This is a genomic window from Methylobacterium sp. P1-11 (assembly GCF_008329595.1).
Lineage (GTDB): Bacteria > Pseudomonadota > Alphaproteobacteria > Rhizobiales > Beijerinckiaceae > Methylobacterium.
Window position 1 is genome coordinate 155,039 of record NZ_NPKS01000004.1, and the last position, 21,566, is coordinate 176,604.

Sequence of the window (21,566 nt, forward strand, 5' to 3'; positions counted from 1 at the left end):
GAAGGCGTGCCGATGGGCCGGATACTTCTGATCACGGACGATCCCGCCCGCAGCTTGGGTTTGGCGCAGGAGCTCTCCGACGGGCTGGCCTGCGATATCCACGACCTCCGCGCCGCGGACGTGCCAGTCGGCGTCGCGACCGGGATCGTCGCCGATGTTCTCGATCTCGGCACCGCATCGGTCGAACGGCTGCGCCGCCTCCTGGCCGAGATCCGGCACGGCGCCCCCTTGGTTGTCCTGCGACATGCCGACAATCCGAGGACCCGGCTGCTCGGCATTTCGCTCAATGCGACGAACACGCTCGGAGCCCCATTCGACGCGGATCGTCTGCGAGAGGCGCTCGGTGCGCCGCGCGCGGCCGCGCTCGCCGCGCCGCACGATAAGGAGCCGGTACCTGCCGGCGCGGTAAAGACAGCCGCGGAACTGCGCGGATTCTACGCATCGGTCTTCGTGCCCGACCAGCCGATCACACCGGGCGTGATCGACAACGGTACCCAGGCCATCGACCTCGCCATCCGGGATACCGGAATCCGCGATTGGGTCCGTGCGGTTCGCCAGTTTGACGACGCCACCCATCAGCACTGCCTGCTGGTCGCCGGACTGGCGGCGGCCTTCGCGGCCGCCCTGGGACTCGGCGAGCAGGAGCGTCATCGCGTCACGAAGGCAGCCCTGCTGCACGACGTCGGCAAGATTCATATCCCGGCCGCGATTCTGAACAAGCCGGGTCGGCTTGACGACACCGAGTTGGCCGTCATGCGGCTGCATCCGGAGAAGGGATACAGCATGCTCGTCGATCAGGGCTTCGAGCAGCAGATGCTGCACGTCGTCCGGTCGCACCACGAGATGCTCGATGGGTCAGGCTATCCGGATCGCCTCAAGGCACACGAGATCCCGGATCTCGTGCGGCTCATCACCGTCTGCGATATCCACGCGGCCTTGATCGAGCAGAGGCCCTACAAGCCGCCGATGCCCAGTGAGTCGGCCTACGCGATCCTGGAGAGCATGGTGGGGCGGCTCGATCCCGCGATCGTCAGTGCGTTCCGGCCTGTCGTCGCCGCGTTCGCGCCGCAGATCCTGGAAGGCGCATAACGGCCGGCAACGGCAGCCCTGACGGCGATACCCGGACGCACGCATCGCCCGAGGACAATCCCGCCATGCCGTCCGGTACGACGCGGCGCGATGGGGCCTGTGCTTCGCTGAATCGTCGCAGGCTCCGCGCGCAGCCCACCACGACCAAGAAGGCTCACTCGGTCGGCTGCAGCGTTGGCGCGGGTGCGAGCGGCGCCGTGGTCTGGCCGGACAGGGCCGCCGCCGAGCCGGCTTTGGCGGCGATCCTGGCCGCGCCCCGACGCCGTGGTCACGGATGTGGGGCTGCCGGGCCTCGACGGCGTCGGCCTGCTGGCCCGGCTGCACCGGGTCGACCCGGACCTTCCGGTCATTCTCATCACCGGACACGGCGACATCGGCATGGCGGCGGTCGCCATGCCGGGCGGCGCCTACGACTTCCTGGCCAAACCCTATCCCGCGGAAGCGCTCATCACCTTGGTGCGTCGGGCCCTGGAGCGGCGGCGGCTCGTGATGGAAAATCGGACGCTACGGGCTCGTCTCGATGGGGCGATCGAGGAAGATCCGGCCTTCCTCGGCGCCTCGCCGGAGATTGCAGGCCTTCGCGCCCTCTTGCGCGAGGTGGCGAAGGCCGATGTCGACGTGCTCGTCTTCGGCGAAACCGGTTCCGGCAAGGAGGTGGTGGCGGGCGCGCTGCACCGATGGAGCCGGCGCGCGGAGCGGAAACTCGTGGCGATGAATTGCGGCGCTCTTGGCGCCGGAGCGGGGGCGGCATGCCGAAAAGCGGTACGCGGACCGGTGCGGAAACTGCTTAGCGTGGCCGACGCGCCAGCACCGCCGAGTCCCCATGCCCCGCTTCTTCATCGATCTGCACGACGGAACTGATATCGTCCGGGACAGGGACGGCTACGACCTGCCGAACCTCGAAGCCGCGCGCTCGCAGGCCGTGAAGATCATGACGCGGATCGCGCAGAGCCTTTCCGACGAACCCGGTCGGCAGGACTTCGTCGCCGCTGTCCGCGACGATGCTGGAGTTGTGCGGCTGCGCTTCCGTCTGTCCCTCGATGCGGGGCCGGTCGGATGACACTGGGCGGGGCCCGGCCGAGCCTCCCGCTTCTATATCGTGGCGGGCTGACGCGGTGGCGTGCGGCGGCGACCCTCCCACGTTCTTGAAGCAACGGTATTGAGTGACAGGCCGCCGCTGTCATGCCGGCACTGGCGTGGAGGATCGGCTCTTCAGCCACATCCCCCGCGGCAAGGCAGTCGACCGCACCGCCACGCCGCGGGGTCAAATCGGTGACCTCGGGCGCTCTCTGCTGGACTCTCGGTCAGTCTCCGTGGATCCCGGTTGAGCGTTGATCCAGCGCAAGGGGCCGCCGCTGAGACCGGCGCAAACGGAACGCGCAGCAATTGCGGGCGACCCCGACGATGACACCGGTAGCCTTGGGCTCAACCCAGACGGGATCGTCGGCTGTCGCCGGATGGGTGCCGCGCCTTCGAGGATGGTTAGTCCTCCTGCCGTTGCTCGGCCTCTGCACCGGCCTGTCGGCACAGGCGCTCGCGCAGCCTGAGGCTGCCGCTTGGGCCTTCATGCTGCCGACGCTGGCAGTGCTCGCCATCCTGGCGATTCAGATCGTCACGAGTCTGGCGCGGGGCGATGTCGGCCTCGACCTCGTCGCCCTGCTCTCGATGAGTGGCGCCCTTGCTCTCTCGCAGCCACTAGCCGCCGTCGTCATCGCCATGATGTATGCGGGCGGCCAAGCGCTGGAAGCCTATGCGGCCGGCCGCGCCGGCAGGGCCATGACAGCGCTGATCGCGCGCCAGCCGCGCAGCGCCCTGCGCGAGGATGGCGGCGCGTTGACGGAGGTGCCGCTCGCGGCGCTGGTTCCGGGGGACCGCATCCTGGTGCGCGTCGGCGACGTCGTACCCGTCGACGGACGGATCGCGGCGGGGCGCGCCGTGCTCGATCAGTCGAGCCTCACCGGCGAGGCGATGCCGGTCAGCATCGGAGCGAACGAGTCCGTGCTCAGCGGCACGGTCAACGCCGGCACGCCGTTCACCTTAGTGGCGGAGCGGCCTGCGGCCGAGAGTACCTACGCAGGCATCGTCCGGCTGGTCGAGGCGGCGCGGGCTCGCAAGGCGCCGATGGCACGCTTGGCCGACCGCTACGGGCTCGCCTTCCTCGGCCTCACGCTTTTGATGTCCGGCGGTGCCTGGATCGTCTCGGGCGATCCCCTGCGGGGCCTCGCCGTCCTGGTGGTCGCCACGCCGTGCCCGCTGATCCTGGCGGTGCCCGTCGCGCTCGTGTCCGGCCTCTCGCGCGCGGCCGGCATCGGCGTCCTCATCAAGGGGGGCGGGGCCTTGGAGATGCTGGCGAAGATCCGCGTCCTCATCGTCGACAAGACCGGCACCCTGACCCGCGGCATCGCCCGTCTGATTCGCGTCAGGACCCTCGCGGCGCCCGACGAGGCTGCGGTCCTGCGTCTCGCGGCATCCCTCGATCAGGCCTCCGGCCACCCGGTGGCACGCGCATTGGTTGAGGAGGCGCGCCGACGTGGCCTGACGCTGGCGCAGCCCGAGGAGGCCACGGAAACGGCGGGTGAAGGCGTGAGCGGCCTGGTGGAGAAGTTGCCCGTCGTCGTCGGAGGGCCGCGCTTCATGACGAGACTGGGAATCCACTTCGAGCCGGTGGACGGGGAACGAAGCCGCGCGACGGCCGTCGCGACGGTGCTGGTCGCCATCGACGGCACGCCTGCCGCCGTGCTCGAATTCGCCGATCCGCTGCGGACCGATGGCGGCAAGGCACTCGTGGCGCTGCGCGCTTGCGGGATCGAGCGGGTGGTGCTCGCGACCGGTGACCGGCGCAGCGTCGCCGAGACGCTCGTCGCCGGTCTCCCGATTGACGCCGTCGCGGCGGACCTCGACCCAGCCGACAAGTCCGGCATTGTGGGCGCCGAACGCCGGAACGGTCCCGTCATGATGGTCGGCGACGGGGTCAACGACGCCCCCGCCCTGGCGGCGGCCGATCTCGGCGTGGCCCTCGGCGCCAAAGGCGCGGCGGCGGCCGCAGAGGCGGCGGACGTCGTACTGCTGGTCGACAGTCTCGCACCGCTGCCCGAGGCCATCCGCATCGCCAGGCGCGCCCGCTCGATCGCGCTCCAGAGCGTGTGGGCGGGCCTCGGGTTCTCGATCGCCGGCATGGTCACCGCAGCCTTCGGCTACCTCTCACCCCTGCAGGGAGCGCTTCTGCAGGAAGTCATCGACGTCGCCGTGATCCTCAACGCCATGCGGGCCCTTGGCGGTTCGCCGGGCGAGCGCCTGCAAGCGGCGCAGGATGCCCCGTGCCGTTCGTGACGCCGGCCGCGCTCAGGGCTTGCGCTGGATCAAGGTGGGCCTCGCTGCCCCCGATAAGGCTGATCGACAGCGGCATCGATGCCCGATGGAGGGGATTGTGGATTACGCAAACATCCTCGTTTCCGTCGACCTCGGCGCGGCGGCACCAGACCGCGTACGTCTCGCCGCCGGGCTGGCCCGGCGCTTCGCCGCCACCCTCATCGGCGCGGCTGCCCACAAGGCTCCGGTCCCCATCCTGGCGCGCGACGTCTTCGAGGCCTCCCAGCACGAGGAACGCAACACACGGCAGCTTCGCGAGATCCTCGAACTCGCGCACGCCATGTTCGAGCGCAGCGCCGGCGAGGGGACCGGCACGGAATGGCACGCTGCCCTTGCCGGCCCGATCACGCACCTCGTCGAGGAGGCGCGCGCTGCCGACCTCGTGGTGGTGGGCCGGCACGGATCGAACGATGTCGATCCGGGCCCCCTCGGCGTGCCACCGGGTCCCGTGGTGATGGAGGCGGGCCGACCGGTGCTCGTCGTGCCGCCGCGGCTCTCGCACCTGAAGGCGGCCCGCATCGTCGTCGCCTGGAAGGACAGCCCGGAAGCGCGGCGAGCCGTATCGGCGGTGCTGCCCCTCATCCGCGGCGCCGATGAGGTCTCCGTCGTGACCATCGGCGCGGACGCCCGGCACCGGGGAACGGAGGATGTGGCCCGTCACCTCGCCCGTCATGGCGCCCATGTCACAGCGCATCGCCTGCCCGCGGCGGACGATGACAGCTCTGCAATCCTGCGTTTCGCCCTGCGTCAGGATGCCGATCTGGTCGTCCTGGGTGCCTACGGGCATTCCCGTTTGCGCGAGTGGATGTTCGGCGGCGTCACGTGCGACCTCCTCGACGGCTCGCCGATCTGCAGCCTGATGTGTCACTGATGTTGGGCAGGCACCTCCTCCTCGGATCAGCGGTCGCACGCCATCTGCTCGCCGTGCCCGCCGCGGCGCAGGATGTTTCGGCGGCGCGCGGCCGAGCACTTGCGGGCAGGGCCTGCGAACGGTGCCACGCGATCCGCGCGGCAGGAACAGCCCGACGCCCGCGGCACCGCCGTTTCGCACGCTCGCCAAACGCTTCCCGGTCGACGACCTTGCCGACGTGTTGAACGAAGGCGTCGAGCGGCGCCATCCCGTCATGCCCGACTCCCGGTTCGATCCGGATGACGCCATCGACTTCACGGCTTATCTCAAGACCGTGCGGTGAAGCTCGTTTTCGGATTGACGGCGAAGTCGAGGACTCGATGAACCGGATTGGGAGACAGGGCCATGGAAGGGTCGCTACTCTACGTCAGCCGTAGCCTGGCCACGCCGGCCGACGTCCTGGACATCGTCGAGATGTCGCGGTCCAGGAACGCCCGGCTTCAGGTCACGGGAGCGCTCGTCGCATCGCGAAGCCGGTTCGCGCAGATTCTGGAGGGTCCACGCGCCGGCGTGGACGCGCTCATGGACAGCATTCGTCGCGACTCGCGGCATGCGGGCGTCGAGGTTCTGCTGTACGACGACATCGCGCAGCGGCGCTTCGCCGACTGGACGCTGGCCTATTCCGGCGCATCCGTTTTCATCGATGGGCTGATCGCGACGCTGACCGAGCGGGTCCCGTCTCAACCGCATCCGGCCGACGTGCGCCGCTTGGTCCGTGGCATCGAGGAGCTTGCGCGAGCCCGGCTTTGATGCGCGGGGCTCACACGGCGCCGAGACCGCGGCGGCTCGTCACTCGACGAAGCCCCAACCGGCCTCCAGGGCGGCGAGTTCCTCATCGTTCAGCGGGCCGGGCCACGCGCTGCTGTTCGGCGCCCGCACCTGAGGCGGCATCTCCGCGGCCTCAGGCTTCGCCGGCACGGATTGGCTCGGCCGGCGCGCGGAGGGGCGGGTCTGCACCGCTTGGCCAGCCACATCTTTTCGCGAAGATTTTCGCTTAAGCATGGACGATCTCCGAAACTCAGCGGGCGAGGAACAGCGGTGCCGGGCTGCCCCTCAGGAAAGACCGCGTCACGCCGCCGAAGAAGTATTCGCGCGCGGGGGAATGCCGGTAGGCGCCCATCACGATCATGTCGGCCCGGAACAGCCCGGCCTGGGCTCGAAGCGTGCCGGCGACGCTCTCCCCCCTCGGAAGGTCGTTGACGCTGACATTCACCCCGTGCCGCGCGAGGTGCGGCGCGAACTCGGCCCCTGGAACCGCCTCGTCGATCTCAGCCTCGGTGCCGACCGAGACGATCTCCACGGCCTCGGCCGCACGCAGGAACGGCAGGGCGTCGTTGGCGGCCCGGGCGGCCTGGGCGCTGCCGTCCCAGGCGACGATGATCCGCCGCGCCGCGAAGGCATCGTGCCCCGGCGGGACAGCGATGACCGGGCGACCGCTTTGGAACAGCGCCTTCTCGATCATCTCGCGGTCGAGGTCATAGGTCCGCGGGCCTATATCCAGGATCGTCAGGTCGTGCAGGCGCGCGCGCCCGGCCAGCCGCTTCACGATCTCCGGATAGGGCAGGCTCGGCACCTCCGTCGTGCAGACCACCCCGGCCTGCACCGCGTCACCGGCCGAACGCTCCGCGATGGAGCGGGCGAGGGTGTCGAGGCGGCGGTCCATCACCGACACGCCTTCGCAGTCGAACTCGCCGAGCCACGCATCGTCGCCCGACAGGCGCCACGAGGCCGACTGGACGGTGAGGTGGGCGCCGGCGGCCTTCGCCAAAGTCAGGCCGTAGCCGATGGCCGAGGAGGCTTCTTCGCGTTCGCCCTCAACGGCGGTGCCGACGAGGACGTCGCGGATGCCCGCGAGCGAAGATGGGCTTGATCTGGACATGAGACACCTCCGATTCGGGTCGGCCACATGGTTCGTCCCGTCGCGGTCGGTCGGCCTTGATCCACCTCAAGCGCCGTGTTCAGAACGTGATGCGCTTGTGCACCGATCCAGGCGTTGTGGGACGCCGGAAGCGAGCGCCACCCGACGTCTATTGCAGGTTGAGAAATCGCTGTAGTTTCGCGCTCGCCTGACGCACGCGGTTCGAGACACGGCCACGGTCGGTTCCTGGCATCGCGGCTCGCCGGACGTTCTGGGGGCGAACGACGATGAACCCCATCGAGACGGCCATCGCTGCCCGGACCATGGGCTGCCACCCGCTGGCGCGGCGAGATGCGGACCCCATCGCCAGGACGGTGGGCGCCCTCGGCAGAACCGCCGAGCCGGCGGTGCGAGCCGGCCGGATCATCCGTCGCCTGCACGAATTCGTCACCCGTGGCGAGACGGAAAGGCGGCACGAGTCGGGCGCGAGGTCGATCGAGGAAGCCAGCGCCCTGGCGCTGGTCGACGCACGCGAGCGGGGCACCGTCGCGCGCCTCGTTGTGAATCGGGAGGGTGGTTCCATCCTGGCCGACCGCGCGCAGGTGCAGCAGGTGCCGGTGAAGCTGATTCGCAATGCGCGCGAGCCCATGCAGCCGGGCGACCGACGCGAAATGACGGTCGAAGCCGAGCCTGTCGAGCTGGAGGCCGTCGAGATCCCCGTCTCCGAGAGGGGTCCCGGCATCGCGGACGCGGTTGCCGACAGGCTGTTCCAGCCATTCGTCGCGACCAAGCCGAACGGGATGGGCCGCGGCCTCTCGATCTTCCGTATCATCGTCGAGGTGCATGGCGCCCGCCTGAGGGGCGAACGCAACGGCGCCGGCGGGGTCACCTTCCGGCTGCCCGTCCCGGCCGCGCACGACGGGGACGCGTCCCATGTCCACTGACCTCGTACACGTCGTCGACGACGAACCTGCCATTCTGGATTCGGTCGCCTTCCTGCTTGAGACGGCGGGCTTTGAGGTGCGGCTCTACGAGGCCGGTACGGAGTTGCTCGATCGACTGGCGAAATCGGCCGCCGGATGCGTCCTGACCGATATCCGCATGCCCGGCATCGACGGGCTGGAGCTACTCCGCCGCTTGAGATCGGCAGGGCACCGCTTGCCGGTGATCATGATGACGGGACACGGAGACGTTCCGCTCGCGGTAGAAGCGATGAAGCTCGGCGCCTGCGACTTCCTCGAGAAGCCGTTCGACGATGAGCCGCTGCTCCAGGCCCTGCGCACGGCTCTGGGATGCGACGGACCGGCCGAACCGGTAGAGCCTGCATTGCGGGACTTCGTCCGGCGTGTCGGCACGCTGAGCGAGCGCGAGCGTCAGGTGCTGGACCAACTGGTGGCCGGCGGTACAAGCAAGGAAATCGGGCGCACGCTCGACATCAGCCCGCGTACCGTCGAAATCTACCGCGCCAAGCTGATGGCCAAGACCCAGGCGGCCAACCTGCAGGAACTTGTGCGCTGGTCGGTGTTGGCCGGCCTGACCTGATCGGGGTTGAGGCAAGTCAAGGCCGGTGCCGGCCCGCCCCGACACAATCTCGGCCACGATCCAGACCTACCCAACGCCCATGTCGACTGTCATGCCATCTGCTGCTCCGGCCCTCATCTTCGTCGTGGACGACGACCCGGCCGTGCTGCACTCCACGCGCTTTCTCCTGGAAGGCGAAGGCCACGTGGTCCAGACCTTCGCCGACGGTCCCGAAGTGCTGGCCGCCTTTCCCGGCCGGAATCCCGCCTTCGTGTTGATCGACTACGTCATGCCGGGGATGGACGGCCTTGAAGTGTACGGCCGGTTGCGGAGTCTCGATGCCCACGTGCCCGTGATCCTGATCACCGGACATCCCGCCCCGGGGATCCGGAGTCGTGCCCGCGCGGCCGGCGTGCCTCTGTTCGAGAAGCCGCTCGCATTCGATGCCCTGCTGGGCATGATCGCCGCCCACAAAGTCGCCGGGGCCGGGATGCATCGGGTTTGAAGAGCTGATTCGACGGTCGACCGTTGCGGGACTTCGCGAGCGCGGCGGCGAGCCCGGCGGCGAGCGCGGATCGGCTCATAGCGCAGATCGAGGAGCCTCATGTGACGTCCCCGCTCCGACGGATTTCCAGAGGGGCGGAAGCGGGGCGGACTGACGTCGATCGGGCGTGCGCGCGATCAGGCAGCCCTCACGCCCAGCGGCGGGAATACCGCGGGGCCAGGGTCTCGCAGGGATGGTGGAACACGTAATAGCCCAATGTCTCGGTGGCCTCCCGCGCGGGGGCGGGCAGGAAGCCGAACGGCAGGCTGTCATCTTCGCGCACGGTCGCGCCGAAAATCCAATCGCCCGGTCGAACGAAGTTCGGGAGCGACATGGTCTCGCGCACGGCACAGCATAAGCCAGGTTGGCAACGGCGCTGGAACACCCAGTAGAGGGTCGGGGATACTGGCTTGGCCGGCATCAGGTCCGTCCTGGTGGTACCGCGTCGGACTGCGTCGAAGTGGGAGCGCCGGAGCCGCACGCGGTCCCGGCGAGCCGTGTCAGGCCGCCTTCACGGAGGCTGCCTCCGCGACCTCCCGAGAAAGCGTGATCGCCTCCGCTTGGTACGCGGCCACGCCCTGGGTCAGGAACGTCGTCTGAAGCGCGACGGCGGCCTTCAGCGAACTGCAGCCGCCCAGCGCCGCGAAATGATCCGCCTGAGCCTGGAGGCGGCGACTCGTGAAGCGTAGTGTCTCCGCGGCGATGCGCAGCGGCAGGTCGACCGCCAGGGTGCACCAAGTGCCGATGCCGGCTTCGATGGCCTCGGCGGGACCGGCGAATGCCGAGATCCGTATCGGTGTCGCGTGCTGCGAATGCATGGGGTTCTCCCTGATACTGGATGGCGGCCACCAGAGAGCGCGCCGGGGGAGATGTCTTTGATTTAGGTCAAGCAAGCTTAGCCGCAAGCGGACTCTACACTTCCGCGATACATAAACTAGACTGTCAAGCTCTTGCGGTTCGATGGCTGGCCAAGCTATTCAGCATCCTGAGCCAGAGAAGGGCTCCGTTTGACGGATTCGCGAGCCGTGGTGCGGCGGACCGTCTGCCGCCCGGGCCCCGGCGCCTGCGCTTCCGAGCGGAAGCCGATGACATGCCTCGGGAACAGGATGGAGGATATGGATCCAGAGCCTGCTCGGAGAGCCCGCTCCCGCTCGCGCGCCCGTCGCGAAACCGCAGGTCTGAGCCCGTCCTGCACCGCTACGTAGTTGCCCGTAAGCGGATCCCCTTAAGACACCGACCGGAATTTCGCCGATCCGCGATTGTCGCCACTCTCGCTGCTACCGACGCAGGTGAGGAGCGACGCGATGAGCACCGAGAATACGGCACGGACGACCACGCGGCTCCCGGCAGGCCATTCCGCTCGCGTTCCGTCCGTCACCGGAAGCGCCGTGTTCGCGGGTTGCCCCGAACTCATCGGCACACCCTTCTCCTACGCTCGCGAGGAGGAGATCTATGGCGAGGGCGAGGAGGCCGAGTTCGTCTACAAAGTGGTTGAAGGCGCGGTGCGCACCCACAAGGTCCTGAGCGACGGGCGTCGCCAGATCACCGGCTTCCACCTCCCCGGCGACCTGTTCGGGTTCGGTCAAGGCGAGACCCATCGTCAAACCGCCGAGGCTCTCGCCGACACCCATGTGCTGATCTTCCGGCGGCGGCAAATCGAGCGCGCCGCCAGCGGCAGCGCCGCGGTCGCCTGCCAGCTCTGGACCATGGCCACGAACGACCTGCGGCACGCCCAGGATCTGACGCTCCTGCTCGGGCGCCGGTCGGCCACGGAGCGTGTCGCCTCGTTCCTGATGGAGGTGGACGAGCGCCTCGGCGCCACCGGCACCTTCACCCTGCCGATGACCCGGCGCGACATCGCAGATTACCTCGGGCTGACCATCGAGACCGTGTCGCGCACGCTCTCGCAATTGGAGGAGGAGGGGGCCCTGCTCCGCGCCGGAGGCCGCCAAGTCAGCCTGCGCCGCGCTCGGCTTCGCCGCGTCGTCGAAGACTGAGCGGGACGCCACATCGCGCAACGTATCGGTGCACCGTCCGACCGTAGCTTCCCGGGTGCCGCGCCTCCCTTTCGGCCGGTGCGGGACTGCGGTTTCCGAAGCTGTCAAAGACCGCGGCCTCCGCCCGCCAGGCAACACCTTGCGACGACGTCCGCGCTTGATCTGCCTCAAGGCTGGCCGCGGCGGCCGGTCGGAGGATGGCTGATCCTCGGGCGACACCGTCGGGCACCGCTCTGGAGATGGATCGACGCGCAGCACTCACGCGGGCCGGGCAACGCACGGGCGTTGCGCTGGATCAAGGCTCCTTCGTCTCAACCGCGCAGGATCTCCAAGCCCGCCACATCGCACGACGAGAACGGGAGAGACATCATGAGGAAGGACGCCATGACCGACAAGGACCTGCGCCGCGCCGTGCTCGACGAACTCGATTTCGACCCCAGCCTCGACGCCGGCGACATCGGCGTGGCCGTGGCGGACGGGGTGGTGACCCTCACGGGCCATGTCGGCAGCTACGCCGAGAAGGTCGAGGCGGAGCGCGCTGTGCGCCGCGTCAGGGGTGTGCGCGCTATCGCGCAGGACATCGAGGTCCGCTACGCCGACGACAAGAAGGTCGCCGACGATCAGATCGCGGCCCGCGCCCTGGCGATCATCGACTGGTCCGTGCACCTCCCGAAGCAGGCCATCCAAGTGAAGGTCGCGGGCGGCTGGGTCACGCTGACCGGCACGGTGGATTGGCAGTACCAGATGGCCGGTGTCGAGGCGGCCGTCCGGAAGCTGTCCGGCGTGCACGGCGTGACCAATCTCATCGAGGTGCGGCCGCAGGTTCCGCCGAAAGCGGTCAAGGACAAGATCCTGGAGGCGTTCAAGCGGGGTGCCCTGTTCGAGGCCGACCAGATCAAGGTCACCGTGTCGGGCGACAAAGTCACCCTGGAAGGCGCCGTGACGGCCTGGGCTGAGCGGGACGCGGCCGAGCGCGCGGCTTGGTCGGTGCCGGGCGTGCGCGCTGTCGAGGACCGAATCGTCGCCCTGAGCTGAGGAGAGCCACCATGTCCCACGGAACGCACGCGCCGGCGGTCTCTCACCGCCAGCCATCGTCTCCCATCAAGCCGGGCGCTCATGCCGGGCTTCACCAGGTCATCCTGACGCTGGCCCGCTGCCCGGAGCATCCGGACGGCAGCGCCGGCCGCGGCTACGAGATCGTCGCGCCGCTCGGGCCGGACGGTCGCCTCGACGCGGCGCTCTGGCACACAACGCGCGATTATTGCCGCGTTCGTCGCTTCTGGACGGGCGAGCCGGACCGCCACGGCCGACTCGCGCACCGGGCGGGCGGAGAGGGCGGCGCGACCTGGCTGATCGACTACGACGACCGCACCGATGCGGACGACGAGCCCGGCTATCGATTCGGGTCACACACCTTCATCGAGGGCGAGTACGTCTCCATCCGGGATGCGGAGGAGGACGTCGATCACACGTTCAGAATCGTGCAAATCAGAGCGACGAGCGCGGGACACTCTGAATGAGTCCGACGTCGCGCGCGGAGCCGGTGCGTACGTTCCGGTTCAAGATCCCGCGCGCGCCGGTCGGCGAGATGGGTCGATCGCTGTCCCGGTAGCCGACGCCGGATGACGTTGCGGGTGGCTCATGAGGCCGCCTGCACGATCCGGCCTGTGAAGGACGCACCGCGACCGGTCAGACGGCCTTTCCGACGAGATGCCCGATGCCGGCGGTAACGGCCATTGCGAGGGCACCCCAGAAAGCCACCCGCGCGGTCGGTCTCCAGATCTCTGCGCCTCCGACTTTCGCGGCCAGGGCGCCGAGCACGGCGAGGAAGAGCAAGGCGGCCGCCGACACCCAGTAGATCGCAAGGTGGGCCGGCGAGATGGCAGCCACGACCAGCGGTAGCGCCGCGCCCGAAGAAAAGGTCGCCGCGGAGGTCAGCGCCGCCTGGATCGGTCGTGCCGTGGTGAATTCCGAGATGCCGAGTTCGTCGCGGGCATGCGCGCCGAGGGCGTCCTTTGCCATCAACTGCTCGGCGACCTGCACCGCAAGGTCACGGTCGAGGCCGCGGGCGATGTAGATCGCCGCGAGTTCCTCACGCTCGGCAGCGGGGTCCTGTTCGAGTTCGCGCCGTTCACGGGCGAGATCCGCGCGCTCGGTATCCGACTGGGAACTGACCGAGACGTACTCGCCCGCCGCCATCGACATCGCCCCGGCCACGAGACCGGCGCTGCCCGCGACCAGGATCTCGCCGGTGGACGCCGTGGACGCAGCGACGCCCACGATCAGGCTCGCGGTGGAGACGAGCCCGTCATTGGCACCGAGCACCGCTGCGCGGAGCCAGCCGATCCGTTCGATGAGGTGGTTCTCAGCATGGAGCCTGCGCACGGTCGTCATGGCCTCTCGAAGGGACGTTGCGCGGCGCGGCCGGGGAGGATGCGCCGCAGGATGCCGTCGTGCCAGAGGTAGTGGTGGACCAGGGCCGCCGCGGCATGGAACAGCGCCAATGCCATCAAGATGTTGGCGGCCAGCCCGTGCCAGTGGGTGAGTGGCCGGCGCCAGGCCGGGTCGCCAACGGCCGGCAACGCGAGGGGACCGACCAGGGTGACGCCGCGCACGAGGGCATTGGCGATGCCGAGCGCAGCGATCACGAAGAGCAGCAGGTACAGGGCGGCATGGGTCATCATTGCGAGCACATGCAGCGGGCCTGGATCATCGACGGGAAGCTGGCGTCCACCAGTATGGCGCCAGACCGGGAACGCGACGATGACGGCCGTCAGGACGAAGCCCAGGTCGAAGTGGACCGACCAGATCCCGGAGCGCATGGCACCCTTTGGGACGAGGTCTTCGAGAAAGGTGCCGATCAGCCAGAGCACCAGCACGAGCCCTGCGGTCAGCCAGTGCAGGGCGATGGTGCCCCGGTCGTAGGTCGCGGTGCCCCGCCTGCCGGGCATTGCGTCCACCGCCGTGTTCATGCGCATCGCGGCATCTCCGTTGCGATCGTCTTCAGAGCGGGCGGAGCCTCACGAGCCTCGAGGGTACCGCCCTCGACCGGCTGACGCGGGAGGATGCGCCGGACCTTCGCGTTCAGGATTCGTGGGGCCGGGGGCGCGCGGCCGGTCAGGCCCGGCAGCCCCGGTCTGACGAGCTCGCACTCGAGTCGCGGCCGCATCGCGCGCCGGACGAAGCCCGAGACGTTGGAGCACCCATCATGCTCGAGGCGGCGCAACAGCGCCTGCTGTCCCGAGCTGGGGGCATTCCACGGCAGCGATACCTTGATGTCGGACATAGTAGTTTGGAATTAATCTAAGCTTATGCCGCGACGCAAGCGGCCGGGTGTGGCGGAGCGCGATATCACCTGCCGGCTGCCGGTCTCATGCCGGTCCAGGCGCAGGCCCGTCGCGCGGAAGACGGGGGAGGCGAGGGCTGAGGTCGGCACATTCCGGAGTGCCGTCCTCGTGCCCTGAAGCCGCTCGACCCATCAGGCCGGCCCCTTGAGATGGATCAAAGCCCGGGTCACGGGCACGGGCGAGCATACCTCTGCCGGGCCGACAGCGCGGTGACGGGAGGCGACCATGCGGATATCGAACATCTTGGTCTCGGTCGATCTCGGGGCAGCGGCCAAGGATCGTGTCCGACTCGCCACCGACATCGCAGCGCGCTTCGACGCCACTCTGACCGGCATCGCCGCGCGGCAGCTCGTCACCATGATCCCGGTCGACAGTCCCGATGTGTCGGAGCGCATCGTCGAGATCGAGGAGACGCGGGCGAAGGAGGAACTGGCCGAGGCGCACGCGCTGTTCCTGCGCGAGACCGGCGGCCGGGTCAGGACCGCCTGGCGGGGAGCGCTGGCCGAACCTCTGGCCTATTTGGTGGAACAGGCGCGCGCCGCCGACCTCGTCGTGGTCGGCCGCCTGGGACCGGCGGACGGCGATCCCGGGCTCATGGGTGTCGCCCCGGGGAGCGTGCTGATGGAGGTGGGTCGTCCCGTCCTCGTCGCACCACCCGGCGTCGAGAGCCTTGCGGCCAAGCGGGTCGTCGTGGCCTGGAAGGATAACCGTGAGGCGCGCCGGGCCGTTCACGACGCCCTGCCGCTCCTGGTGCGAGCCGATCAGGTCCATGTCGCGGTGGCGGGACCGGAGGCGAGGCGGGAGGGTGCGGCCGACGTCGCCGCGTATCTGTCGGGCCACGGCGTCACCGTCACCACCCATCTGCTGAACAAACCCGAGATCGGCGCCGCGGACGAGATCCTCCGGTTCGCCCGGCGGGAGGACGCGGACCTCATCGTCATGGGCGCCTACGGGCATTCCAGGCTGCGCGAGTGGATCTTCGGTGGCGCCACCCGCGACATGCTGCAGGGCACGTCCCTCTGCTGCCTCATGAGCCATTGACGCGCCCGGCAGCGATCCGTCTCGCCGGCGCTCCGGCTGGTCCTCACCGGCGCGCCCGCGGCACCTCGGGAGGGACATGTGCGACAAGGCGAAACCGTCGCCCGGACCAACTGCCTGCGATGCCATACGGTCGGGTGCGTCGGGGAACGGCTCGCCACAGGCCGGCATGGCCGCGATCAGGCAGCCCATCGGATCGTATTCCGACCCGCCTCCTTCGCATCGTACATCGCGCGATCGGCGCGCTCCATCAACAATTCATAGGCTTCGCCCGGACGTGCCGAAGCCACCCCCATGCTCAGGCTGATGAACGCTACGGATCTGGCATCGATCGTGAGCGGCGAACCGTGGGCGCTGGCACGGATCCGCTCGCATACCGCTTTTACGAGTTCGAGATCGCTGTTCAGAAGAAGGACCACGAACTCGTCGCCACCAAGACGTGCGACAAGATCTCCCGCGCGGACATGGGATGTGAGCAGCGATGCCAGGTGCTGAAGCGCCCGATCACCGGCCAGGTGCCCCCAACGGTCGTTGATCTGCTTGAAATGATCGAAGTCTATAGCGATCAGGCTATGCGATGGCGGAGCCTGTCTCGGCAATAGCCTCCTGATTTCTGCCTCGAAACCTCTCCGGTTCAGGATCCCCGTCAACGGATCCGTGAGGGCACGCGCCGTCATCTCAAGGTCATGGGCGGCCAGAGCCGCCGTCAGCCGCGCCCGAGCGGAGACTTCGGCAGCGACAGGCAGACAGGTCAGCAGTATGACGGCGAGGAAGACTTGAAAGGCCCGAGCCTGCGTGGCGGCATCCGCGGCAATCAACACCATCGGTCCCTGGCCATGCATCGTGGCGATGCCTCCGATAATCGCCACGACCATGACGGCAGCCTTCGCACCCAGCCGTCCGAGTCGGAAGCTGACGAACATCAACGGCGGAAAGATCGCGAATAGCAACGGACGATCCGTGCCGAAGAAAACGAAATACGTGACGCCGCCTGCGAGAACGAGCACGGCAACCGCCTCCACCCTCTCCAGCCAAGTCATGCCGGCGAAGCAGGTCACGAAGTCGCCGCGAAATGCGGCCGCGAGAAAGGGCGTAAAAACGACGAGGCCGAGCCCGTCGCTTGCAGCCCAGGCACCGAAAGACTTCAGCAGCGGCTCGCCGAAAACGAAGAAGGCGGTCGAAGCGCCTACGACGCCGCTTATCGCCGGCGCCAGCAACCCTGCGATGAAGAGGAAGCGGACGACGGACCGCGTGGATTGGAGAATGCCGTCCCTCCCACCCGATCTTCGCAAGAAGAATACCGCCAACGATACCTCTGCGAGATTCGCGCATCCGTAAAGAAGCGGACCGACGACGGTACCTCGCATGATCAGGTTTGCTGAAACATTGGCAACGAAGCCGGCGCTCAGCACGGTGATCCATCGCGGTCGAGCATCCGCCAGCAGCAGGGCCACCAAGATCGCATTGGCTGGCCATATGCAGGCTATGTCTCGCCCATTGCTTGTTAGATAAATCGTCAAGGCAGCGGCACCGAAACAAAGTGACGCTGCCGTGAGCCACAAACGGCTATCTTCTTTCGCTTCGTTGTAACGGCCGAGACTGTCGCTGCTCATGACCATATCATGAACCGACGTCTGTAAATTAGTCGTTAACTGTAGTCAACTAATAGTTAGTAATATATATTGGAAACAGCCGCAGGTGAGCAACTCATCGACAACTACCGATTGAATGCACACAACCAGCCGCACGCAGTTGAGCGATGATGCGATCGAAATCGACGCATCATTTTTTCGCAGCTCATGGACCGCGCGGTGTCGAAGACTGCGCATCGACGTCAAAGCGAATCGACAAGAGCTCAATACCAATCCCAGAGGGCAGGCGGATGAACGCCTAAAATCCGGCCTGAACCAACGGGAACGCATCGGACCTTCGGGCGGGTTGGAGCATGGCTCTGTGCAGCGGTACGAGGCTGGGCAGCCTTGTCCGCGAGGCCAAAGATTTCAGCGTGGCTCTTCGTTGCGCAGTGCATCCTGAGCTTTGCCGCCGTCGAGAACGATCAGGGCGCGGCCATGGGCCGCTGTGCTCCGGCAGTCCAGGCTTTCGAGCAGGTCCGTAATGACGTCGTCTAGCTCAGATGCAGCCGTACCGTAGAGCTCGAACGCGTATTGGTGGCATGCACGCTCTTTCGGGTCGAGCGCGGCCGCCACCGCGATCATCTCATCCGACCCTCTCCGGCGCAGGTCCGCCGCCAGTTTCCGATACTGTGCCAGGATGTCGGCGCCGACCTGCGCGGCTTTGGCTTCCACAGCCGCATCGGCCGCCCCCAGCAGGTGCGCAATGCCCGGTCCTTCCATCGTCAGCCTCCCGCAAGTTGACGTCCGCGATGCCGCGGGATGTGAGAGCCAGCGTTCGGTCAATGGCTCATCAGGCAACAGACGGGACTGCCCGCGAGCAGCGCGCGGGTCACGCCGCCGAAGACCCACTCGCGCAGGCGGCCGTGGCCGTATGCGCCCGTGACGATCAGGTCGGCGCCGTGCTGCACGGCCGCCTCAACAAGCGCCTCGGCGGCCCCGATCCCCTGGGCTTCCGCCCGAACCGACGTTGCGCAGACGTCATGGGCCTGGAGAAAGGCGATGACGTCCCGTGTGTCGTCGGTGCCGTGTCCCGTATCGACGGTCACCACCACAGCCTCGGATGCCCGCTTCAGAAATGGCAGGGCATCCCGGACAGCACGGCGCGCCTCGCACGTATTCGTCCATCCGACGGCCACCCGCTTCGCTGCGAGACGGCCGACCTCGGGCGGGACGATCAGTGCCGGACGGCCGAGGCCCATCAGGATGTTACCGGGATCGACGCACAGACATGGGTTCCCGTCGCCGCCCCGACCAAGGATTACGAGGTCAGCGGCGGCGGCCTGTGACGCCAGAAACGCCGAGGGAAAATCGAGGTTCGAGCGCCATTCGACCCGGCTCTGCCCACCTGCAGCCGCCTGGAATACGGCTTGGGCGCGCTTGAGGTCGTCCAGCACGGCCTCTTGGATCGAAGGGATGCAATACGCACCGCCCGGCGTCGGTCCCACGGGGCAGCCGCCGTAATCCGGCATCTCCGCCGCGACGCCGATGAGGCGGGCCTGGAAATCGTCGGCGAGCTGTGCGGCAAGACGGACGCGGTCGCGCGCAGGCTCACCCAGGTCGACCGCAACCATGATGTTCGCGATGGTCATGCAGGCACTCCGGAAAGCGGTGACGGAGCCGGGACGGGCGCGGGGCGGTGCCCGCCCCCGGCGGCAACCCGCTGCGCGCAGGCCCCGACAGACCCCGTGAGGGTGACGATGCCCTAGTCGACCGCGACGCCGATATGGGCCGCATCCACGCCCGGCTCGACGTCGAGTTCGTCGATGACGTTCTGGCGGATCAGCTTGTCACACACCGTGGCACTCCTCGAAGGACCCAGGTCTCGCCAGGTCGAAGCCGACGCTAAAACCGGCACGCGGCCCGACATTGATCCAGCGCAAACAGCGCCGGTGATCAGGCCGGGCCCGAGGACCCACAGCAGGCGCGGCTTCGACATGCTGGCGGCGGGGCTGGGAACCTCAGGGCTGCCTTCATCCCCGAGGACCGGAAGAATCGGACTTGGGCCGCTGACGGCGCCGGCCGCGACGAAGGGCCCCGGCATCGGGCGGAGGGTGCGCGTGATCTTCAGGGCGGCGAGCAGATCCTCGCGGTCCGTCCCGTAGCCTCGGTGAAGGGCATCGAGCCGCGGTGAGGGTCCATCGCCCGCGCTTCGGATCTCGACGAACGGCACGTGGTAAATGCCGTCCAGCGCCTTGATGGCGTGGCCGGTGACGGCCTATTGCCATCCCTTCCAGTGAACCGGCTGGGCCGGATGACGACTCATCGGGATGTTCTCAGGCGACCAGTTCGGCGAGTTCGACGACCTCGCAGCTGTCGGCCCGCAATCGCCAGTCGATGATGCTGGCAGCCTCACAGAACATCGCCTTGGCGGCGAGGGCGGCCGAGCTTTCGCAGCCGGCGATGACGACGGCCTGCCGCTGCACCGCATCGTGTTCGTGCCCGCTGTCATCGGGAACGAGTTTGCGGAAGGTGACGAGGTACTTGCGCATCGCGTGCCTCCGTCTCTGCACCGTCGGACGATAAGGACCGTCAGAACCGACAGCCTTGATCCAGCGCAACGAAGACTGCGCGTTCACGCGCCCGGCGCCGGCGGGTACAGGCGCGCCCGGCCCGGCTTGGCCGCGCGTCCTGGGCGAAGCTCGGCCGGCATGGGCGCCCGTGTGGTGCCATGGAGCGGCCAGTATCGTTCCATGGCAAGATAGGTGAACGAAGCCGACCATCCGATCAGGAGCAGGCCGTTCAGTGCCTCGACGCCGGCGAGCAGCCGGGTGTGCGAGGTCGGAAAGTGATCGCCGAAGCCGAGGGAGGTATAAGCCACCACCGAGAAGTACAGGCAATCCTCGAATGACGTCACTGGCGCGCCCGCGAAGGCGCCGACGCCGAGACGGAGCACGAGCAGCCAGTAGGCGCCGGCGTAGATCCAGACCGCGACGGTGTGGCCCACGAACGTCATGAGCACGACGGCCAGGATGCGGAAGCGCGGCGGGACCGGCAGCTCCGACAGGTGCTCGGAGGTCAGCCGCAGCGTCTCGTAGAGCACCAGGATGGTGGACATGACGAGGACGACGCTGGCCGTCATGGCGAGGATCATGGCGTTGTCCCGGATGGATGTTACCGGGGGGCGAGCCTGCCGGTTGGCGCGGATGTGTCATTGACCTGGCTCAAGACGCCGATCGCCCGGAGTGATCCGGATCAATGCGATCTCCGGCTCGGCTGGACCTGCCGCAGGGCGGTGGAGAACTCGTCCGTGACGGGTGAGCCTCCGGTTGCATGCGGGACGACCGGCCGGCATTCGCGGCCGGTGGACGTCGTTCGCGCCGCGCCGACTCCGCGGCGCGGGCGCGATGACCTGGATAGGAATCCGACCCTGGGGCTTCTCCGTTCCGGGAATGCGCGAATTACACCGCAGCCCGCTTCTCGACTACGCTCGTCTCGGCGATGTCCGCAGGCTCGTACAACCACCGAGCCAAGGCCCCCGCCGCCATGGCTCCCATGATCGGCGCGACCCAGAACAGCCAGAGCTGCGCCATGGAATCGCCGCCTGCGATCAGAGCCGGCCCAGTACTGCGGGCCGGATTGACCGAGGTGTTGGTCACCGGGATGGAGATCAGGTGGATCAGCACTAGGGCAAAGCCGATCGGGATGCCGGCAAAGCCCACAGCGGCGCCCTTCGACGTGGTACCGATGATGATGAACAGGAAGAAGAACGTCGTCAGGCATTCGGTGATCAGACAGGCGGTCAGGCCGTACTTGCCGGGGCTGAGTTCGCCGTAGCCGTTCGAAGCGAAGCCGTTCGGCACCCAGCCCGGCTTCCCGGATGCGATGCTGTAGAGGACACCCGCCGCGAAGACGGCCCCGATCACCTGCGCGACGATGTAGGGCAGGACGTGCCGGTTCGCACAGCGATGGGCCGACCAGAGCCCGAGCGTGACAGCTGGGTTGAAGTGGCCACCCGAGATATGGCCCACGGCATAGGCCATTGTCAGCACGGTGAGACCGAAGGCGAACGCGACACCCAGAAAACCGACCCCGAGTTCGGGAAATGCGGCGGAGAGTACGGCGGCGCCGCAGCCGCCGAAGGTCAGCCAGAAGGTGCCGAAGAACTCGGCTGTCGCTCGGCGCATCGTATCGTGGTCCATATCGACACCTTCCGTTGCTGGCCTCACCCGCCGTCCAGGGTCGACGGTGAGGCTCCCTCCTTGCGCACATCGCGAGACCGGATTGACTGCATCAAGACAATAATACGGACCCGAACAGCG

25 protein-coding genes and 2 pseudogenes are annotated in these 21,566 nt (G+C 68.0%); 14 read left to right on the forward strand and 13 right to left on the reverse strand.

Annotated elements, in window-relative coordinates:
* Positions 1 to 12 precede the first annotated feature (12 nt).
* From CIW48_RS06005 to CIW48_RS06035, 7 genes and pseudogenes are all read left to right on the forward strand, one after another.
* Complete coding sequence (locus CIW48_RS06005; protein ID WP_149310097.1) at positions 13 to 1,089, forward strand: HD domain-containing phosphohydrolase; 1,077 nt, start codon at positions 13 to 15, stop codon at positions 1,087 to 1,089.
* Positions 1,090 to 1,286: 197 nt separating this feature from the next.
* Positions 1,287 to 1,818: pseudogene (locus CIW48_RS06010) on the forward strand (response regulator); the annotation flags it as partial.
* Between the two features lie 94 nt (positions 1,819 to 1,912).
* The gene (locus CIW48_RS06015; protein WP_149309962.1) at positions 1,913 to 2,149 is read left to right on the forward strand and encodes a hypothetical protein; all 237 of its coding nucleotides are present in this window, start codon (positions 1,913 to 1,915) and stop codon (positions 2,147 to 2,149) included.
* A 344-nt stretch (positions 2,150 to 2,493) separates the two neighbouring features.
* On the forward strand, positions 2,494 to 4,419 hold the full coding sequence (locus CIW48_RS06020) for a heavy metal translocating P-type ATPase (RefSeq protein ID WP_149309963.1): 1,926 nt from the start codon (positions 2,494 to 2,496) through the stop codon (positions 4,417 to 4,419).
* Between the two features lie 97 nt (positions 4,420 to 4,516).
* Positions 4,517 to 5,329, forward strand: a complete 813-nt coding sequence (locus CIW48_RS06025; RefSeq protein WP_149309964.1) for a universal stress protein — start codon at positions 4,517 to 4,519, stop codon at positions 5,327 to 5,329.
* A 121-nt stretch (positions 5,330 to 5,450) separates the two neighbouring features.
* Positions 5,451 to 5,651, forward strand: a complete 201-nt coding sequence (locus CIW48_RS34690) for a hypothetical protein (protein ID WP_348645122.1) — start codon at positions 5,451 to 5,453, stop codon at positions 5,649 to 5,651.
* 47 nt (positions 5,652 to 5,698) lie between these two features.
* Entirely contained in the window at positions 5,699 to 6,118 is a 420-nt protein-coding gene (locus CIW48_RS06035; RefSeq protein WP_246695146.1) for a BLUF domain-containing protein, read from the forward strand.
* A 39-nt stretch (positions 6,119 to 6,157) separates the two neighbouring features.
* Here the strand turns inward: CIW48_RS06035 and CIW48_RS34460 are convergent, their stop codons facing one another.
* Together CIW48_RS34460 and CIW48_RS06040 are read right to left on the reverse strand one after the other, a co-directional pair.
* On the reverse strand, positions 6,158 to 6,286 hold the full coding sequence (locus CIW48_RS34460; protein WP_281407329.1) for a hypothetical protein: 129 nt from the start codon (positions 6,284 to 6,286) through the stop codon (positions 6,158 to 6,160).
* 100 nt (positions 6,287 to 6,386) lie between these two features.
* Positions 6,387 to 7,247, reverse strand: a complete 861-nt coding sequence (locus CIW48_RS06040) for a universal stress protein (protein ID WP_149309965.1) — start codon at positions 7,245 to 7,247, stop codon at positions 6,387 to 6,389.
* 266 nt (positions 7,248 to 7,513) lie between these two features.
* Here CIW48_RS06040 and CIW48_RS06045 point away from each other — a divergent pair, with 266 nt between their 5' ends.
* From CIW48_RS06045 to CIW48_RS06055, 3 genes are all read left to right on the forward strand, one after another.
* Positions 7,514 to 8,170: an ATP-binding protein gene (locus CIW48_RS06045; RefSeq protein WP_149309967.1), complete on the forward strand. Its 657-nt coding sequence runs from the start codon at positions 7,514 to 7,516 to the stop codon at positions 8,168 to 8,170.
* Entirely contained in the window at positions 8,160 to 8,768 is a 609-nt protein-coding gene (gene fixJ / locus CIW48_RS06050) for a response regulator FixJ (protein WP_149309969.1), read from the forward strand. The genes CIW48_RS06045 and fixJ overlap by 11 nt, the downstream gene beginning before the upstream one ends.
* 91 nt (positions 8,769 to 8,859) lie before the next feature.
* A complete protein-coding gene (locus CIW48_RS06055; RefSeq protein ID WP_173009186.1) occupies positions 8,860 to 9,252 on the forward strand; it encodes a response regulator in 393 nt (130 codons plus the stop codon).
* Between the two features lie 187 nt (positions 9,253 to 9,439).
* On the opposite strand, the gene CIW48_RS06060 is transcribed toward CIW48_RS06055, so the two are convergent.
* A complete protein-coding gene (locus CIW48_RS06060; RefSeq protein ID WP_149309973.1) occupies positions 9,440 to 9,712 on the reverse strand; it encodes a hypothetical protein in 273 nt (90 codons plus the stop codon).
* 79 nt (positions 9,713 to 9,791) lie between these two features.
* Positions 9,792 to 10,109 (reverse strand): phasin family protein, encoded by a 318-nt coding sequence (locus CIW48_RS06065; RefSeq protein WP_149309975.1) that lies wholly within the window; start codon positions 10,107 to 10,109, stop codon positions 9,792 to 9,794.
* A gap of 486 nt (positions 10,110 to 10,595) precedes the next feature.
* Here CIW48_RS06065 and CIW48_RS06070 point away from each other — a divergent pair, with 486 nt between their 5' ends.
* The 3 genes from CIW48_RS06070 (at position 10,596) to CIW48_RS06080 (ending at position 12,808) form a co-directional block, all read left to right on the forward strand.
* On the forward strand, positions 10,596 to 11,288 hold the full coding sequence (locus tag CIW48_RS06070; RefSeq protein WP_149309977.1) for a helix-turn-helix domain-containing protein: 693 nt from the start codon (positions 10,596 to 10,598) through the stop codon (positions 11,286 to 11,288).
* 384 nt (positions 11,289 to 11,672) lie between these two features.
* Positions 11,673 to 12,323, forward strand: a complete 651-nt coding sequence (locus tag CIW48_RS06075; RefSeq protein WP_091777447.1) for a BON domain-containing protein — start codon at positions 11,673 to 11,675, stop codon at positions 12,321 to 12,323.
* Between the two features lie 11 nt (positions 12,324 to 12,334).
* The gene (locus CIW48_RS06080; protein ID WP_173009187.1) at positions 12,335 to 12,808 is read left to right on the forward strand and encodes a hypothetical protein; all 474 of its coding nucleotides are present in this window, start codon (positions 12,335 to 12,337) and stop codon (positions 12,806 to 12,808) included.
* 169 nt (positions 12,809 to 12,977) lie between these two features.
* Here the strand turns inward: CIW48_RS06080 and CIW48_RS06085 are convergent, their stop codons facing one another.
* Positions 12,978 to 13,673: a VIT family protein gene (locus tag CIW48_RS06085; RefSeq protein WP_149310100.1), complete on the reverse strand. Its 696-nt coding sequence runs from the start codon at positions 13,671 to 13,673 to the stop codon at positions 12,978 to 12,980.
* A 5-nt stretch (positions 13,674 to 13,678) separates the two neighbouring features.
* Complete coding sequence (locus tag CIW48_RS06090) at positions 13,679 to 14,266, reverse strand: cytochrome b/b6 domain-containing protein (protein WP_246695147.1); 588 nt, start codon at positions 14,264 to 14,266, stop codon at positions 13,679 to 13,681.
* Positions 14,267 to 14,860: 594 nt separating this feature from the next.
* Between CIW48_RS06090 and CIW48_RS06095 the strand changes: the two genes are divergently transcribed.
* Positions 14,861 to 15,676, forward strand: coding sequence for a universal stress protein (locus tag CIW48_RS06095; RefSeq protein WP_149309979.1), 816 nt, complete (start codon positions 14,861 to 14,863; stop codon positions 15,674 to 15,676).
* A 176-nt stretch (positions 15,677 to 15,852) separates the two neighbouring features.
* Here the strand turns inward: CIW48_RS06095 and CIW48_RS06100 are convergent, their stop codons facing one another.
* The 7 genes and pseudogenes from CIW48_RS06100 to aqpZ form a co-directional block, all read right to left on the reverse strand.
* Entirely contained in the window at positions 15,853 to 17,286 is a 1,434-nt protein-coding gene (locus CIW48_RS06100) for a GGDEF domain-containing protein (RefSeq protein ID WP_173009188.1), read from the reverse strand.
* Between the two features lie 387 nt (positions 17,287 to 17,673).
* A complete protein-coding gene (locus tag CIW48_RS06105) occupies positions 17,674 to 18,027 on the reverse strand; it encodes a hypothetical protein (RefSeq protein ID WP_149309984.1) in 354 nt (117 codons plus the stop codon).
* A gap of 59 nt (positions 18,028 to 18,086) precedes the next feature.
* Positions 18,087 to 18,896 carry a universal stress protein gene (locus tag CIW48_RS06110; RefSeq protein WP_149309986.1) on the reverse strand — a complete coding sequence of 270 codons (810 nt, stop codon included), beginning with the start codon at positions 18,894 to 18,896 and terminating at the stop codon, positions 18,087 to 18,089.
* Positions 18,897 to 19,012: 116 nt separating this feature from the next.
* A pseudogene (locus CIW48_RS34695) lies at positions 19,013 to 19,102 on the reverse strand (ornithine aminotransferase); the annotation flags it as partial.
* 478 nt (positions 19,103 to 19,580) lie between these two features.
* Complete coding sequence (locus CIW48_RS06125; protein ID WP_149309988.1) at positions 19,581 to 19,796, reverse strand: hypothetical protein; 216 nt, start codon at positions 19,794 to 19,796, stop codon at positions 19,581 to 19,583.
* An 83-nt stretch (positions 19,797 to 19,879) separates the two neighbouring features.
* Positions 19,880 to 20,398 (reverse strand): potassium channel family protein, encoded by a 519-nt coding sequence (locus CIW48_RS06130; RefSeq protein WP_149309990.1) that lies wholly within the window; start codon positions 20,396 to 20,398, stop codon positions 19,880 to 19,882.
* 307 nt (positions 20,399 to 20,705) lie between these two features.
* Positions 20,706 to 21,446, reverse strand: coding sequence for an aquaporin Z (gene aqpZ, locus CIW48_RS06135; protein ID WP_149309992.1), 741 nt, complete (start codon positions 21,444 to 21,446; stop codon positions 20,706 to 20,708).
* Positions 21,447 to 21,566 lie beyond the last annotated feature (120 nt).

What these genes read in the sequence shown, in the direction of transcription:
- CIW48_RS06020 (WP_149309963.1), top strand. Translation starts at nt 2,494, where the DNA reads ATGACACCGGTAGCCTTGGGCTCAACCCAGACGGGATCGTCGGCTGTC.
- CIW48_RS06100 (WP_173009188.1), bottom strand. Translation starts at nt 17,286, where the DNA reads ATGAGCAGCGACAGTCTCGGCCGTTACAACGAAGCGAAAGAAGATAGC.
- CIW48_RS06105 (WP_149309984.1), bottom strand. Translation starts at nt 18,027, where the DNA reads ATGGAAGGACCGGGCATTGCGCACCTGCTGGGGGCGGCCGATGCGGCT.
- CIW48_RS06110 (WP_149309986.1), bottom strand. Translation starts at nt 18,896, where the DNA reads ATGACCATCGCGAACATCATGGTTGCGGTCGACCTGGGTGAGCCTGCG.
- CIW48_RS06040 (WP_149309965.1), bottom strand. Translation starts at nt 7,247, where the DNA reads ATGTCCAGATCAAGCCCATCTTCGCTCGCGGGCATCCGCGACGTCCTC.
- CIW48_RS06095 (WP_149309979.1), top strand. Translation starts at nt 14,861, where the DNA reads ATGCGGATATCGAACATCTTGGTCTCGGTCGATCTCGGGGCAGCGGCC.
- CIW48_RS06130 (WP_149309990.1), bottom strand. Translation starts at nt 20,398, where the DNA reads ATGATCCTCGCCATGACGGCCAGCGTCGTCCTCGTCATGTCCACCATC.
- aqpZ (WP_149309992.1), bottom strand. Translation starts at nt 21,446, where the DNA reads ATGGACCACGATACGATGCGCCGAGCGACAGCCGAGTTCTTCGGCACC.
- CIW48_RS06005 (WP_149310097.1), top strand. Translation starts at nt 13, where the DNA reads ATGGGCCGGATACTTCTGATCACGGACGATCCCGCCCGCAGCTTGGGT.
- CIW48_RS06065 (WP_149309975.1), bottom strand. Translation starts at nt 10,109, where the DNA reads ATGCATTCGCAGCACGCGACACCGATACGGATCTCGGCATTCGCCGGT.
- CIW48_RS06080 (WP_173009187.1), top strand. Translation starts at nt 12,335, where the DNA reads ATGTCCCACGGAACGCACGCGCCGGCGGTCTCTCACCGCCAGCCATCG.
- CIW48_RS06125 (WP_149309988.1), bottom strand. Translation starts at nt 19,796, where the DNA reads ATGCGCAAGTACCTCGTCACCTTCCGCAAACTCGTTCCCGATGACAGC.
- CIW48_RS06090 (WP_246695147.1), bottom strand. Translation starts at nt 14,266, where the DNA reads ATGCGCATGAACACGGCGGTGGACGCAATGCCCGGCAGGCGGGGCACC.
- CIW48_RS06070 (WP_149309977.1), top strand. Translation starts at nt 10,596, where the DNA reads ATGAGCACCGAGAATACGGCACGGACGACCACGCGGCTCCCGGCAGGC.
- fixJ (WP_149309969.1), top strand. Translation starts at nt 8,160, where the DNA reads ATGTCCACTGACCTCGTACACGTCGTCGACGACGAACCTGCCATTCTG.
- CIW48_RS06055 (WP_173009186.1), top strand. Translation starts at nt 8,860, where the DNA reads ATGCCATCTGCTGCTCCGGCCCTCATCTTCGTCGTGGACGACGACCCG.
- CIW48_RS06060 (WP_149309973.1), bottom strand. Translation starts at nt 9,712, where the DNA reads ATGCCGGCCAAGCCAGTATCCCCGACCCTCTACTGGGTGTTCCAGCGC.
- CIW48_RS06045 (WP_149309967.1), top strand. Translation starts at nt 7,514, where the DNA reads ATGAACCCCATCGAGACGGCCATCGCTGCCCGGACCATGGGCTGCCAC.
- CIW48_RS06075 (WP_091777447.1), top strand. Translation starts at nt 11,673, where the DNA reads ATGACCGACAAGGACCTGCGCCGCGCCGTGCTCGACGAACTCGATTTC.
- CIW48_RS06015 (WP_149309962.1), top strand. Translation starts at nt 1,913, where the DNA reads ATGCCCCGCTTCTTCATCGATCTGCACGACGGAACTGATATCGTCCGG.